At 45.4% G+C, this 13,346-nt stretch carries 11 protein-coding genes and 5 pseudogenes; 11 read left to right on the top strand and 5 right to left on the bottom strand.

The annotated features are described in order from the left end of the window. Positions 1–167: 167 nt before the first annotated feature. The 3 genes and pseudogenes from J4614_RS12460 to J4614_RS12450 form a co-directional block, all read left to right on the top strand. Positions 168–1,115: a LysR family transcriptional regulator gene (locus tag J4614_RS12460; protein ID WP_000970302.1), complete on the top strand. Its 948-nt coding sequence runs from the start codon at positions 168–170 to the stop codon at positions 1,113–1,115. A 119-nt stretch (positions 1,116–1,234) separates the two neighbouring features. Next, positions 1,235–1,354, top strand: a pseudogene (locus J4614_RS12455) (hypothetical protein); the annotation flags it as partial. Positions 1,355–1,434: 80 nt separating this feature from the next. Next, positions 1,435–1,621 (top strand): annotated as a pseudogene (locus J4614_RS12450) (transposase); the annotation flags it as partial. Between the two features lie 39 nt (positions 1,622–1,660). Here the strand turns inward: J4614_RS12450 and J4614_RS12445 are convergent. After that, positions 1,661–2,218 (bottom strand): annotated as a pseudogene (locus tag J4614_RS12445) (ATP-binding protein). Between J4614_RS12445 and J4614_RS22140 the strand changes: the two are divergent. From J4614_RS22140 to tioA, 7 genes are all read left to right on the top strand, one after another. Beyond that, positions 2,210–2,368 carry a hypothetical protein gene (locus J4614_RS22140; RefSeq protein ID WP_000564358.1) on the top strand — a complete coding sequence of 53 codons (159 nt, stop codon included), beginning with the start codon at positions 2,210–2,212 and terminating at the stop codon, positions 2,366–2,368. The pseudogene J4614_RS12445 and the gene J4614_RS22140 sit on opposite strands and share 9 nt — an antisense overlap. 884 nt (positions 2,369–3,252) lie before the next feature. Further along, positions 3,253–3,963 (top strand): fimbrial chaperone TcfA, encoded by a 711-nt coding sequence (gene tcfA, locus J4614_RS12440; RefSeq protein ID WP_023197140.1) that lies wholly within the window; start codon positions 3,253–3,255, stop codon positions 3,961–3,963. Positions 3,964–4,013: 50 nt separating this feature from the next. After that, entirely contained in the window at positions 4,014–4,589 is a 576-nt protein-coding gene (tcfB, locus tag J4614_RS12435) for a fimbrial protein TcfB (RefSeq protein ID WP_000287812.1), read from the top strand. A gap of 108 nt (positions 4,590–4,697) precedes the next feature. Then, positions 4,698–7,385: a fimbrial outer membrane usher protein TcfC gene (gene tcfC / locus J4614_RS12430; RefSeq protein ID WP_001632496.1), complete on the top strand. Its 2,688-nt coding sequence runs from the start codon at positions 4,698–4,700 to the stop codon at positions 7,383–7,385. A gap of 21 nt (positions 7,386–7,406) precedes the next feature. Then, on the top strand, positions 7,407–8,486 hold the full coding sequence (gene tcfD / locus J4614_RS12425) for a fimbrial protein TcfD (RefSeq protein WP_023136373.1): 1,080 nt from the start codon (positions 7,407–7,409) through the stop codon (positions 8,484–8,486). A gap of 132 nt (positions 8,487–8,618) precedes the next feature. Then, positions 8,619–9,074 carry an Lrp/AsnC family transcriptional regulator gene (locus tag J4614_RS12420; protein ID WP_000141548.1) on the top strand — a complete coding sequence of 152 codons (456 nt, stop codon included), beginning with the start codon at positions 8,619–8,621 and terminating at the stop codon, positions 9,072–9,074. 139 nt (positions 9,075–9,213) lie between these two features. Then, the gene (gene tioA, locus J4614_RS12415; protein ID WP_000241748.1) at positions 9,214–9,831 is read left to right on the top strand and encodes a protein TioA; all 618 of its coding nucleotides are present in this window, start codon (positions 9,214–9,216) and stop codon (positions 9,829–9,831) included. Positions 9,832–10,432: 601 nt separating this feature from the next. Here the strand turns inward: tioA and J4614_RS12410 are convergent. Continuing rightward, positions 10,433–10,566 (bottom strand): annotated as a pseudogene (locus J4614_RS12410) (RNA-guided endonuclease TnpB family protein); the annotation flags it as partial. Between the two features lie 35 nt (positions 10,567–10,601). Here J4614_RS12410 and J4614_RS12405 point away from each other — a divergent pair. Continuing rightward, positions 10,602–10,790 (top strand): annotated as a pseudogene (locus J4614_RS12405) (hypothetical protein). 3 nt (positions 10,791–10,793) lie between these two features. Here J4614_RS12405 and pagN read toward each other — a convergent pair. The 3 genes from pagN to J4614_RS12390 all read right to left on the bottom strand — a co-directional run bounded on the left by pagN (position 10,794) and on the right by J4614_RS12390 (position 13,328). Further along, on the bottom strand, positions 10,794–11,513 hold the full coding sequence (gene pagN, locus J4614_RS12400) for an adhesin/invasin protein PagN (RefSeq protein WP_001642719.1): 720 nt from the start codon (positions 11,511–11,513) through the stop codon (positions 10,794–10,796). A gap of 330 nt (positions 11,514–11,843) precedes the next feature. Then, positions 11,844–12,251: a Spy/CpxP family protein refolding chaperone gene (locus tag J4614_RS12395; protein ID WP_001642720.1), complete on the bottom strand. Its 408-nt coding sequence runs from the start codon at positions 12,249–12,251 to the stop codon at positions 11,844–11,846. A gap of 309 nt (positions 12,252–12,560) precedes the next feature. Continuing rightward, the gene (locus J4614_RS12390) at positions 12,561–13,328 is read right to left on the bottom strand and encodes an amidohydrolase (protein WP_000015789.1); all 768 of its coding nucleotides are present in this window, start codon (positions 13,326–13,328) and stop codon (positions 12,561–12,563) included. Between the last annotated feature and the right edge of the window lie 18 nt (positions 13,329–13,346).

The raw sequence follows: 13,346 nt of genomic DNA, 5'->3' as shown, positions 1-13,346 counted from the left end.
ATTAGTAACCGGAGATGGATGCAAAATCATGATCGATTCAGATGCTATTTTGCAGCCAATAGATTTTTTATTAAGATGATATCAAGGACATTGAGGCACACAATGACGCATCAGTAAGTCGTTGATAGCTCCTTTAATATAAGAATTTCTTTTATCAACGGAAGATAATGATGGAACTGATCAATAATCGTGGTATGCGAGACTGGATGATATTTATTAAAGTGGCGGAAGTAGGGAATCTTTCCCGGGCTGCGCGGGAATTAGATATTAGCATTTCTGCTGTCAGTAAATCGCTTAGCCGCCTTGAGAATTCTATTGAGGTTACTTTACTTCGGCGCGATTCACATCACTTAGAACTGACTGGAGCTGGTCAGACAGCCTATGCAAGCATGAAAAGGATAACATCTTCCTTTCAGTCCTTGCTGGATGAATTGCGAAATCCGGATAAAATTATCAGAGGGAGTATAAAATTTTCGGCTCCGGCTATTGTCTGTGAGTTTCTTGCCAATAAGTGGATATGGGAATTTACAGCTAGCTATCCGGATACAAAAATCTACCTGGATTCACGAGAGCGTAGCGATTTTTTTAGTAAATCCCTGGAGTTTGATGAGCTGGTTTTTAAAAGTGGCATAATCGAAAGTGAGGATCTCGTGTATCGAAAGATAAGCCCTTTAAAGTTGGTTCTTTGTGCGAGTCCGAAATATATTAGAAAATATGGCAGGATCTCACATCCTGGCGATTTGGAAAATCACATTATTGTGGGTCTTCACAACCATGGTCTTTCCGGACCTCTTACTCTTTTCCGTCAAGATGAATCATACACTATTAGTGGCGCTGTTAATGTTCATTTATCTTCCAATAATCTTTTGAGTGTTCTTAATTTGGTTTTAGAAGGAAAGGGTATCAACCTCATGACTCCGGCCTGGCTTGCCACCAAATACTTAAAAAATAATGAACTTGAAATTATACTTCCTGAATGGAGGGTTCCAGATCTCCCCATTTATCTTGTATGGCGTCATCGTCAGTATTATTCTCCTTTATTTCAACGCTTTCTGTCTTTTATTGAAGATAAATGGAATAATCGCCCACAAATTGATTTTCTGAATGATGATTAACCCGTTTGGAATGGTTTTGACACGTTCCTGGCTTAAACCCACATGATGATGACTGAATTGAGGCATCGAGATATGCGACTGGTCAGCCAGTCGTCTTTTGACGATGCCCAATACAAAACATGATGCCGACTGACGGAAATGATAATACCCGGAAACAGGACGGGGCTGTTTTTGGGCAGCCGGAAGTTAAGCCCATACCAGAAACGTTGCAGTGTACTGAAAAATGGCGCCAGGTTGCACTGTAAGTATCCCGCATAATCGAGCCATTCACATTTAGAGATCATCCGGCATAATCAATCTGCCAACGCAGGAGATCGCTGTGCGTAATGCCCGTATTACTGCGCACCAGATCATCGCTGTGATTAGATCAGTTGAATCCGGACGGACTGTTAAAGATGTCTACCGGGAGGCCGGTATTTCTGAAGCCACCAGGGACAACTGGAAGTCTGGATACGGCGGCATGGAAGCTTCTGATATTAAATCTTGAGGATGTCAACGCCAGGATTTATGGTCGTTTTTCGCTATTTTTAATATCCGCTGTTTGATCACTTCTGCTGTCCGCTTTCCGCCATTTCATCTTCACTGATTGGCGTTGCGCTTTTGGTCAGCGCCCCGACTTTGCGTTTTTCCTTCAGTTGGTAACTTTCTCCTTTGATATTCAGTGTGGTTGAGTGATGCAGTAGCCGAGCCAGGATCGCTGTTGCCAGCACGTTATCACCGAACATCTCTCCCCAGTCTGCGAAGCCTTTGTTTGACGTCAGGATAATGCTCGCTTTTTCATACCGTCGGTTCAGCAGTCGGAAGAACAGACTGGCTTCCTCACTGGTCATTGGCAGGTAACCTACTTCGTCCAGGATCAGCCCCCGCGCATAGCTCAGTTGTTGTAGCTGGCGCTTCAGGCGGTTTTCCAGCTTCGCTTTCATCAGCGTCTACCAACCTGTCCTGCGGCATGAACAACACCCGATGGCCCACATCTGCCGCTTTCACACCGGGGGCAGCGGCCAGGTGGGTTTTCTCCACTCCGGGGGCCCCAGCAGGATCACATTCACGCAGCGCTCCACGAACGCCAGACCGGCCAACTCCCGGACGACCTTATGATCGATGCCTGGCTGGAAGCTGAAGTCGAACTGCTCCAGCGTTTTGACTCATGGCAGACGAGCCTGTTTCAGCCGGGATTCCATTCCGCGCTGATGTCTGCCGTTCTATTCCTGCTGCAGCGCCATGCACAGGAATGTCGACTTATTTTGGGCTGACAGAGGCATTGGTCGTTAAGACTTGTATATTCATGTTGCTTACTCGCACAAAAGGGGGAAAGGAACCGTAAACAACATTGACAGGTAAGGGACTGGCATCAATTTGAATGGTGTTTTTTATAACATTATGTTTTAAAAGGTGAATTGTATTTTCATGGTGAATTGTTCTGTTTTATATTGTTGTTTATGGAATATTTAACCAATATTTCATCTAAAAATAGTGTATTATATTGATTACACTTTGCTGGAGAGGTGTAAACATCAAGTGTAACCATATGATGTATATAAATTTTTGTTTGCTGATATCATATTTTTAACAGATATTGAGCAAGTAAACCTGATCTAACTGTAACTTTAGTTTTCTAAATTAATTACTTTGCTTACTTTTTTTTACCTGGTTTTGTAAAACCTCATGATGATCAGTCTATTTGTGGCTTTGTTTAAGGTTTATTTGGTTTTGTAGTCTGAATTGTATCTCCCTCCTGGAGGGCTTTCTTTAGATTCTCTGTCTCCTACGTTGTTATGTTACGTATTTGTTGCTTTGAAGGAGGGGGAAATGCAGTTCCATTTATCTGAGTAAGTCAGGTACACAGTAACAACTTTCTTATGAAGAATTTCCAAAATTTTTACTGCGGCGTTATTAATTGTTCAGCGATTCTTACAGATCTGTCGTTCGCTTTTGGTGAATGAAATCCGTGGACTTTTATTTACTAATTTTTCCTTTCCTGAAAAAAACAGAGGTATTGAGCGAAAAATTTTATTCCGTATGATGCCCTCCACACAAAATGTATTAACACTGAATCGTAATTTGCTTCTTTATGCTGATAACTTTCTGTCTATGCTAATACTAAAATTTAGATGACTTTTATACGGTAAAATCTGGTATGAATTTTAAAGATACTCTTCCCGGGGTGTTTCTCTGTGTCGTTATGTTTGCATGTGGTCATGCCAGGGCGAATATGCTCGTTTATCCTATGGCGGCAGAAATTAATAGTAGCCGCGAAGAGGCCACCTCGCTGTTCGTCTATTCTAAATCAGATCATGTGCAATATATTCGAACAAGAATCATGCGTATTGAACATCCTGGTATGCCACAGGAGAAGGAGGTACCAGCAGGGAATGATATAGAGACAGGACTTGTTGTCTCCCCGGAGAAATTTGCCCTTTCCCCGGGAACAAAAAAAACAATACGTGTTATCAGTACTCAGGCACCGGAAAGAGAGGAAGCCTGGCGGGTATACTTCGAGGCTGTTCCTGAACTGGAAGATGATCCACAGGCAGGCGGAAAGCAAAATTCATCCGTAAGTGTGAATCTTGTCTGGGGGGTGTTGCTGCGTGTTTCTCCGTCAGACCCCAGGCCTGCGCTGGTAACGAACGGTCACCACCTGCTGAATACGGGAAATACCCGGCTTTCTCTTATTCGGGCCGGCAACTGCGACACCACATGCCACTGGCAGAATATAGACAAAAGTATTTATCCCGGCGGGAGTGCTGATATTCCGGCCGGAATAAAAAGTAATGCATTTCGTGTGGAATATCGTACGGGTGCAAATTCACCGGTAATCTCTGCTGATTTAACAGCAGCCGGAAAGTAAAAACACACGGAGCGTACGCTATACCCTACATTTATTCTCAGGGGGAGCGGATGTATACCGAGTGTACATATATCACTGTAATAAACAACAAAGCAAGGTTATTTTTTATGAACATGAAAACATCTTTTATTGCCGCAGCTGTGGCATTGGCCACCGTTTATTCTTTTTCTGTTTCTGCGGTTCAGAAGGATATTACCGTCACTGCCAATATTGACAGTACACTTGAACTGCTGCAGGCCGATGGTTCATCCCTCCCGTCGACTATGAAGCTGGATTTCATGCCGGGTAAGGGCCTGGTCCATAAATCACTCCAGACCCGCCTTTACAGCAACGATCAGACCAAGTCGGTTAATGTAAAACTGTTGAATGCTCCACAACTTATCAACGTCCTGGATCCCACCAAAACCATTGATATGGAAGTGACTCTGGGAGGACGGTCACTGACCACCACCAATTCTGTACTGGAAGCTAAAACCCTGTTCCCGGACGGAAAAACTGGCGATGCTTCAGCTCCGCTGAACCTGGATATTGGTCAGAAGGCTGGAGCAGCCTTACAAAACCTGCCTGCCGGTGAATACAGCGGATTGGTCAGTCTGGTGATTTCACAGGCCGTCACTGCCGGCTAATAACCGGTTATTAGCTCTTCATCTGATCCGGTTTTGGGGTGTCACCGTTCGTACCTGAACCGGATCCGGTATTGATCTTATTATTCATTGCAATTCAGGTCTCTTTACGTGAGTCGTTATTTCTGGATGTATTATTTACTGGGATTGTGCAGTTTTACCAGCCAGGCAACTCTTATTCCCCCTCCTGGATTTGAATCTCTGCTGGAAGGACAGACTGAGCAAATTGAAGTGTTGCTACCAGGGCATTCACTGGGATTATTTCCGGTGGTGGTTAAACCGGACACCGTGCAGTTTATGTCCCCATTGATGGTACTTGAAAGCAGTGGGCTTGCCGCGTTGCCGGCCGCAGAACGGCAAAAAGCGCTGGCTGCACTCAGCCGTCCGTTGCTACGTAACAGCAATCTGGTCTGTGGTGTCTCAGAAGCAAAAGACAGCAGCGAGTGTGGTTACGTGGCAACAGATAAAGAGGATGTTGCGGTTATTTTTGATGAGAACAACGGTCAGTTATCTTTGTTTCTTAACCGGGACTGGTTGCCGGATGAAGAACGACGTGATAAACGCTGGCTGACTCCGACCCCGGAGGGTGTCAGCGCATTTATTCACCGCCAGACGCTGTATCTGAGTGATGATCTCCACAGTCGTAATATGACACTGAATGGTAGCGGTGCCCTGGGGCTTGGTGACGGTCGTTATCTGGGAGGCAACTGGGCGGCTATCTGGAATCAGTCAGAACATTACAATAACAGTCAGACCTGGTTTGACAATCTGTTTGTCCGTCAGGATCTCGGCAATCAGTATTATCTCCAGGCTGGTCGGATGGATCAGCGGAATCTGTCCAGCGCCACGGGGGGGGATTTTGGGTTCAGTCTGCTTCCCCTGAGCCGGTTTGATGGATTACGAACCGGGACCACCCAAGCTTATGTTAACCATGAGGTGGACCAGAATGCCACTCCGGTTATGGTTCAGGTTACCCGAAATGCCCGTATTGATATTTATCGTGGCAGCGAGTTGCTGGGGAGTCAGTTCCTGACCCCGGGAATGCATACCCTGGATACTCACTCTCTTCCACCGGGAAGCTATCCTCTGGCGTTGCGGATATATGAGGATGGAATTCTGCGACGAACGGAGAGCCAGCCCTTCAGTAAGGGGGGTAATAGCTTCAGTGCACAGACCCAGTGGTTTATTCAGGGCGGGCAGGAAGATACCGGGGATAAAGCCAGCCATTATGACGGTGAGACTGTCATGGCTGCCGGATTCCGAACTGGGCTGCGGAAAAATATCAGTCTGACCGAAGGTATCTCTCTGGCACATGAGGCCTGGTACAGTGAAACCCGACTGAATTCACAGCATGCAGTGCTGGATGGCACGCTGGACCTTTCTGCCGGGATACTGCATGGGACAGACAGCACGAGCGGTAACACTGAGCAGGTGACATACAACGACGGATTTTCCGCGAGTCTGTGGCGTAACCATACGGAAAGTGATGCCTGTAGTGGTCGTCATCCACAGTCAGTGCATGCCAGTATGACCTGCCAGACTTCGATGAACGCCTCCCTGTCGGTTCCGGTGGGGAACTGGTATGCCCTGCTGGGATACAGTACCAGCAGGACAGAAGGTCGGCCGGTTTACCGGGGATATGATGATAACAGTGACAAAGAAAATGTGTTCTGGCGACAGGCATACATCCCTGCCTCTCACCGCGAATCTGCTCAGGCTAGTGCAACGTACAACCTTAATATGGCTGGCATGAATATTAATACCCATGGGGGAGTATGGCGAACCCGAAATGACGGAGTGAATGATGATGGCTTGTTTATGAGTGTCAGTGTGTCATATGCCTCTCAACCACCGACAATGACTGGCAGTAATGGGTATACCTCAGCCGGGACCGATATTCACAGTAGCCGGAATCAAAAAACACAGACGTCCTGGAATGTGAACCATGTGAGATCCTGGCAGCAGGATCTGTATCGTGAACTGTCGGTGGGTTTCTCCGGTTATAACGACGACAGCTGGAGCGGGAGTCTCGGCGGACGCATGAGCGGCCGTATGGGTGAACTGAGCGCCACTATCAGTAACTCCCATCAACGTAATGCGGGCAGCGCCAGTTCACTCACCGCTGGCTACAGCTCGTCTCTGGCGTTATCCCGTAATGGACTGTTCTGGGGAGGTGGTCAGGACGGTGAACCGGCCTCTGGCATGGCGGTGAACGTGGAGTCAGAGGGGGACGAGGGCAGTAGCGGGAAAGTAGTCAGCGTTCGTGGCAGCAGCCAGCCGTTCAGTCTCGGTTTTGGTCAGCAGTCGCTGTTGCTGATGGAAGGCTATAACGCCACGGAGGTGACCATTGAGGATGCAGGGGTTAGTTCACAGGGTATGGCAGACGTAAAAGCGGGAGGGGGAAGCAGGCGTTACTTCCTGACACCCGGGCATCTGCTGGTTCACAACATCAGCGCCAGTATGAGCCGACTGTACGTTGGCCGCGTACTGGACAAGGATGGCAGACCGCTGCTGGACGCACAGCCACTGAACCATCCATTTTTGTCGCTGGGACCTTCCGGGCGATTTAGCCTGCAGAGCGAGCATAAAGAATCCAGCCTGTGGCTGCTGTCTAAAAACAGGATCCTGCGTTGTCCGATGTCAGTACATAAACGTCGGGATGTTATGCAGGTAGTGGGTGATGTGCGGTGTGAATTAAGTGACGTGGATGCCCTGCCACAGGCGTTGCAAATATCGCCGCGGGTCATCCGTTTGCTGAACGTGGCAGGTTTGCTGCGCCATTCCGTTCAGGAAGCCTGACATAAAGATAAAGGCGATAGTATGAAGAATAAAATGAAGTGGACAAGTATGACAGCCCATTGGTCAGCAATTATTAATTTCATCCGAAAATATGTTTATCCAGCAAGGATAATTGCCATCCTGCTGATGGCTGGCGCTACACTGCCACAAGTCGCCGATGCGATTACCGTCGACCTGAATTACGACAAGAACAATGTACCGGTCATCACTCCTGTCTGGTCCCAAGAATGGAGTGTAGCAAATGTGTTGGGGGGATGGGTATGTCGTTCAAACAGGAATGAAAATGAGGGGGCGTGTGAAGAAACACATTTGGTATGGTGGTATTCTTTTGAAGCTTATTCAAAAATTCGTCTGCGTTTCAGAGAACAAATCAGCCATGCTGAAATCACGCTCATACTGCTCGGCAGTGTTCGTAATGCCTGTTATACTGGTGTCGTGCACATGAACGCTGCTGCATGTCAATGGGGTAGGTCGCTGAAACTTAGGATACCTTCAGAAGAGCTTGCGAAGATACCTACAAGCGGAACATGGAAAGCAACGTTAGTCCTGGATTATTTACAATGGGGCGGAGACGATCCTTTAGGCACATCAACTACAGATATCACGCTGAATGTAACAGACCACTTTGCAGAAAATGCGGCTATTTACTTTCCGCAGTTTGGTACTGCAACCCCTCGTGTTGACCTGAATCTTCACCGGCTGAATGCCTCACAAATGTCGGGCAGGGCTAATCTGGATATGTGTCTGTATGACGGAGGTGTGAAAGCCCGTTCATTACAGATGAAGATAGAAGGAAGCAATAAGTCAGGTACGGGATTTCAGGTTATAAAGAGCGATTCTGCTGATACGATTGATTATGCGGTCAGTATGAATTATGGGGGACGAAGTATTCCTGTCACCCGTGGCGTGGAGTTCAGTCTGGATAACGTGGATAAAGCAGCAACGCGTCCGGTGCTACTTCCCGGGCAACGGCAGGCGGTACGTTGTGTGCCAGTGCCCCTTACCCTGACAACACAACCCTTTAACATCAGGGAGAAGCGTTCTGGTGAGTATCAGGGAACGCTGACAGTGACAATGCTGATGGGAACACAAACCCCCTGACAGTAATTATTTATTTTATTGATATCTTTCTTATATGGTTTTTTAAATCAGAGTTCTCTTTATATACTTGTTTTATTTAATAAAGAAAATCTATTCACTTATGAAAATCAATGCGTGAGGTTCTGCTTTCCTATGACTGAGTATTTAGATGATAAAGATAAAGAATTATTGAAAGAAATCCAAAAAGATTGTGCGCAAACTTTATGGCAACTTGCATATAAAGTGGGACTTACGCCCACACCATGTTTCAAACGTTTAAAAAAACTTAAAGACAGGGGGGTTATCATTGGTCAGTTCGCTTTATTGGATAAAGAAAAACTAGGTCTTTCACTTAATGTCTTTATTATGATTAACATATCTGAGGAGCAATACGCTAGTATTTCTGAGAAAATAAAGTCAATGCCTGAGGTTATTGCCTTTTATCGAATTTCTGGATCATTTAATTATTTAATGCATACAGTATTTACAGATATGAACGATTACTATAGTTTTTATGAGAAAGTAATATTAACTAATTCTTCAATTAGTGGATCTGCATCGAGCTTTGTTCTTGAGCAAATAAAGGAAACAAACGAACTGCCAGTGTGAAAGTGTGATGTGTACTTACTGATTTAATACATTATTATCCTTCTTACGGAACAACAACGGCAGATTGCGGCTGTTGAACAAGGATTTTAATCAGCAGTGGTGAAATTAAGCGGCACAGAATAACACAGCGGAATATCACATGGTTAAATATCACCCCGTGCATGTAACAAAAAACCGCATTAAAACAGATGATGTTACTGATATTTATTTCGTTGAACCCTTCTGGAAAGAAGGCGAAAACCACATAATTGAGTCATTGATGTTTTTTGAAGAGTTACAAAAGTCATTTAATTTATTCAACCATAAATATGGGTTAAATAAATATATACTCAGGATTCCCTGGGAATTTGTGCTCATACATATGGAAAGGATCAGTAAATTAAATAGCGTCGGGTTATTTGCTGTTTCTGTTGACTTTAATAACAACCACAAATTTCTGAGCGAGTACATCAGGAGTCGCAGAGATTATGGTATGGAAGTTTGGTTTGATTTTTGTGGTAAACATTCTTATTCCAGTGAAATTAAAAACCTTGGGTTCTTTTTTCAGGCTTGCGTAGTGCCTCGTGATCCTAATTTTATTAGTAGTGTTTATCATTATCATAAGTTCCAAAAGATTCTTGTCGGGGATATAAATGATGTAGAACAGAGGGCCGTGTACCAGAACGAAGTTGATTACATGTATGGAATGCAATGGCCATCGTCATATGACGGTTTTTTCTTTCGGGATCATAAAAAAAATGAAACTTGGTATATATAACAGAAGGAGTGAAAATTTGAATCAAAAATATCTTATTTATTTTTTGTTTAATTATTGTTTTGTTTTTTATTACGATTAAATATAAAGAACATCATTGTTCGTGCGGTGGGGAGGCTGGAAGTTTAGGGGATGACCGTTTATCAACAATTTTATTACAGCCACCATACGAATGGTTTATATATGCACTAGATGTATTATTTTAGTTTAATATATCGATGGTTGCTATTTGCATTGATGATGTTCCGTTACATTAAGGAATATACATCTGTATCTCGTTATACGCACACTCACATTACTAATCATTATTAATATGAGTGTGGTTCTTGTTTTACGCATGCATGGTTGCATGTGACGTTAAATTTAAATGAGCTGACTGTATGAATTCTAAATACTTTAGAGAGGTGTTTTTTGTCTCGGTAGTTGTTATATTATTATTTTATTTGGTGTTATTTGCAGCCAGTGCTCATGCTGAAGGCGGTTTCAGCTCTGGAGGCATTGGGTTATTTATGACGGGAACAAGAGAGATGCTACTGTAGAGATAATAAATTCTGCTAAAGATTCCCCAATTCTTGTGCATTGACATCCTCCACGTCCTGAAGGGCGTGGGTTCCTGCTCCAACGGGCTGCCTGACTGCACGCTCCTTCCACAGGCAAGCACGGCGTGTCCCGCTCTAAAATGTTACGCGCGCCGTTTACATCGGCGTTCGCAGTATATCTTCATACCAGACACTTGTAAGTATCTCGCATAATCGTGCCATTCACATTTAGAGATCATACAACAGGACGGGACTGTTTTTGGGTAGCCGGAAGTTAAGCCCATACCAGAAACGTTGCAGTGTACTGAAAAATGGCGCCAGGTTGCACCTGTTCAACGATTTTCTGAAGGCGCAGGAGTATTCATTACTGATATCCTCCATTGCGCCTTCGGGAACCCACAGGACCAGCTATTTTACCAATAGTGTTTAAAAGGCGTAAGTAATGCCGAGCATGAAGTCATTGGAGGCAGCCTTTGTGTCTGCATCATAAGCGGTATGTTCATCACCAGCATAGTGATTTTTTGAAATGCTTACTTTGCCTGCATTAATGTATTTATAACTGGCGTCAATCATAATATTATCTGTTACAGCATATTTTGCACCGATACCTGCGCCCCAGGCAAAGTTATTTTTTGAAGCAGACAGAGTTTCATTAATACCAAAACCAACAGGAATGGTGTTATTACTTAGCTTCACATGAGCGAGGCCAACGCCTGCGCTGATATAGGGTGTAAACGCCGTACTATTGTGAAAATCATAATAGCCATTAACCATGTAAGTGGTCATTCGGACCTGATTTTTTACATTTATGTGTACTGGCTGACCAAATGCAATAATATCCTGCCCGCCTTTAGCATCCGTCTCACCTCTGAAAGTGGTATCCAGTTCTAAACGTACTGGAAGCTGGAATGGGTCATAAAAGTCATAACCGATAGCAACCCCGCCGCCAAAAACGCCTTTGGTACGGTCAGGTAACGTTGCATGACCATTGACTATCTCATCCTGGCTGAAGGTTGAGTTGATTCCATAGACATTGACTACGGATGTCCCCGCTTTCCCGGTGATATAGATCCCTTCTTTTGCTGATGCAATAGCGGACCAGGCTACCACAAGGGGAATGATGCAGACTGCGAAAAAGTTTTTCATTTCAGAACCTGCCTTAATATTGGGCTAAAAGACAAGTTTCACGGTATAGGGTGTGATATAACGATTACATAAACGAAGCCCAAAAAACGGTCTATTGTAACGCTGGGTTTTCTGTAAGCGGGTAAAAAATGAGATGAAGATTTTAAATAACAATACGATAATCGTCGGTATGGAAATCTATCTCCTCGCCAAATTGCCCCACGTACGGTTTCACTTCTACGTTATGTAACGGGTAGTGTGAGATAGAGCGATGCTGTAAGAAAAAGATGAAGATGAATTTGTACCCGACCTGGATAAAGCCCGTTATCCAGGAATAACGGGCAAAAATATTTACTCAAGTGCCTGGGCGAGATCTTGTTGTACCTGTTGACGCTGTTCTGGTGTTAAGACTTTGCTTAAATCAAAATAATATTTAACCCGATAATAGCGAGCCTGTTGTTCTATGTTACTGAAGGCTGCAAGCTGCTGTTTTACGGCGGCGTCATCCCATTTACCGGATTTAATCACCTCTATCAGCGCACCGTCTTTAATCCCCTTCATAGAAATCTGACTGACGTCGCTTTCCAGTTGTTGGTGAAGTTTTTTGATCCGGGTAATCTGATCGTTTGTCAGCTTCAGATGCTGGACAATAGGATCCTGGGCGGGCAGGGGAGGATTGGGAACAGCGGTGGCGAAAGCGCCAAAAGAAACGCCCGCCAGAGTCGCTGCCAGTAAAGTTGTGCGTACAAAGTTTTTCATGAAGATATCCTGATAAGGGAGTGATTAACCGTTTTTATTACCCACGAATGGCGAGCAATTATCTTAGAGCCTATCCCATTAGGGCTATTTTACTTGCCATTTTGGACCTGGGCAGTGCTCAAAATCCTCACGTACTACGTGTACGCTCCGGTTTTTGCGCGCTGTCCGTGTCCAAACTGGCTGCGCCAATAACGCCTGGTGGGATAGGCTCTTAGTCAGAATACGTTGCCTGCCACATTACGCCACGCGAATTTGTTTTACGGAGAGTTACGGAGTGAAACAATCCCGCCGCGGTGAGCGGCAGGTTGCTTACAAGGTGAATGGATCGGCATCGCGCCAGGCTGGAAATTTTTCGCGATAGTCCTGCAAGGCGACGAGAGAAAGATCGGCATCGATACGTGTCGCCTGGTGTGGTTCGGCGGTGGCGATAATATCACCCTGGGGATTAATGATCCGGCTATCGCCGCGATAATGTAACCCGTTGCCATCGGTGCCAACCCGGTTGCAGCCTGCGACATAAGCCTGATTTTCAATAGCGCGCGCTGTCAGTAATGTTTGCCAGTGTAGCGAGCGCGGCGCGGGCCAGTTCGCTACATACAACGCCAGATCGTAATCATTGCGGTTGCGCGACCATATCGGAAAGCGCAGATCGTAACAGATCAGCGGTAGAATGCGCCAACCGCGCCACTGCACGATGATGCGTTTATCGCCTGCGGCATAATGTTGATGTTCATCCGCCATACGAAACAGATGGCGCTTATCATAGAGATGAACCTTACCTTCTGGTTCAACCAGTAAGAAGCGATTTACGGCGCCGCGCTCAGTTTGTAGCGCCGCGCTGCCGGCAATCAGAGCGTCAGTTTGTCGGGCTTTGGCCTGCATCCACGTAATCACGCTATCTTGCGAAAGTGAGTTATTAGCGGCCTCCATCGCGAAGCCGGTGGTAAACATTTCAGGCAGAACAATCACATCCCGGCCAGATACGAGCTCTAGCTGTCTGTCAAAATGACGCAGGTTTGCCGGGCCGTCCATCCAGACTAAAGGTTGTTGCAACAGAGTAATTTTCAAACCAGACACGATCGGAGCTCCTCATTG

This window comes from Salmonella sp. 32031103-2018-00083-FB-01-SM-01, assembly GCF_017571995.1.
GTDB lineage: Bacteria > Pseudomonadota > Gammaproteobacteria > Enterobacterales > Enterobacteriaceae > Salmonella > Salmonella enterica.
This window is presented reverse-complemented; position numbering and strand designations above follow the sequence as displayed.

Excerpts from the sequence above, each read along its gene's own strand:
- J4614_RS12460 (WP_000970302.1), top strand. The coding sequence starts at position 168 with ATGATGGAACTGATCAATAATCGTGGTATGCGAGACTGGATGATATTT.
- J4614_RS22140 (WP_000564358.1), top strand. The coding sequence starts at position 2,210 with ATGATCGATGCCTGGCTGGAAGCTGAAGTCGAACTGCTCCAGCGTTTT.
- tcfA (WP_023197140.1), top strand. The coding sequence starts at position 3,253 with ATGAATTTTAAAGATACTCTTCCCGGGGTGTTTCTCTGTGTCGTTATG.
- tcfB (WP_000287812.1), top strand. The coding sequence starts at position 4,014 with ATGTATACCGAGTGTACATATATCACTGTAATAAACAACAAAGCAAGG.
- tcfD (WP_023136373.1), top strand. The coding sequence starts at position 7,407 with ATGAAGAATAAAATGAAGTGGACAAGTATGACAGCCCATTGGTCAGCA.
- J4614_RS12420 (WP_000141548.1), top strand. The coding sequence starts at position 8,619 with ATGACTGAGTATTTAGATGATAAAGATAAAGAATTATTGAAAGAAATC.
- tioA (WP_000241748.1), top strand. The coding sequence starts at position 9,214 with ATGGTTAAATATCACCCCGTGCATGTAACAAAAAACCGCATTAAAACA.
- pagN (WP_001642719.1), bottom strand. The coding sequence starts at position 11,513 with ATGAAAAACTTTTTCGCAGTCTGCATCATTCCCCTTGTGGTAGCCTGG.
- J4614_RS12395 (WP_001642720.1), bottom strand. The coding sequence starts at position 12,251 with ATGAAAAACTTTGTACGCACAACTTTACTGGCAGCGACTCTGGCGGGC.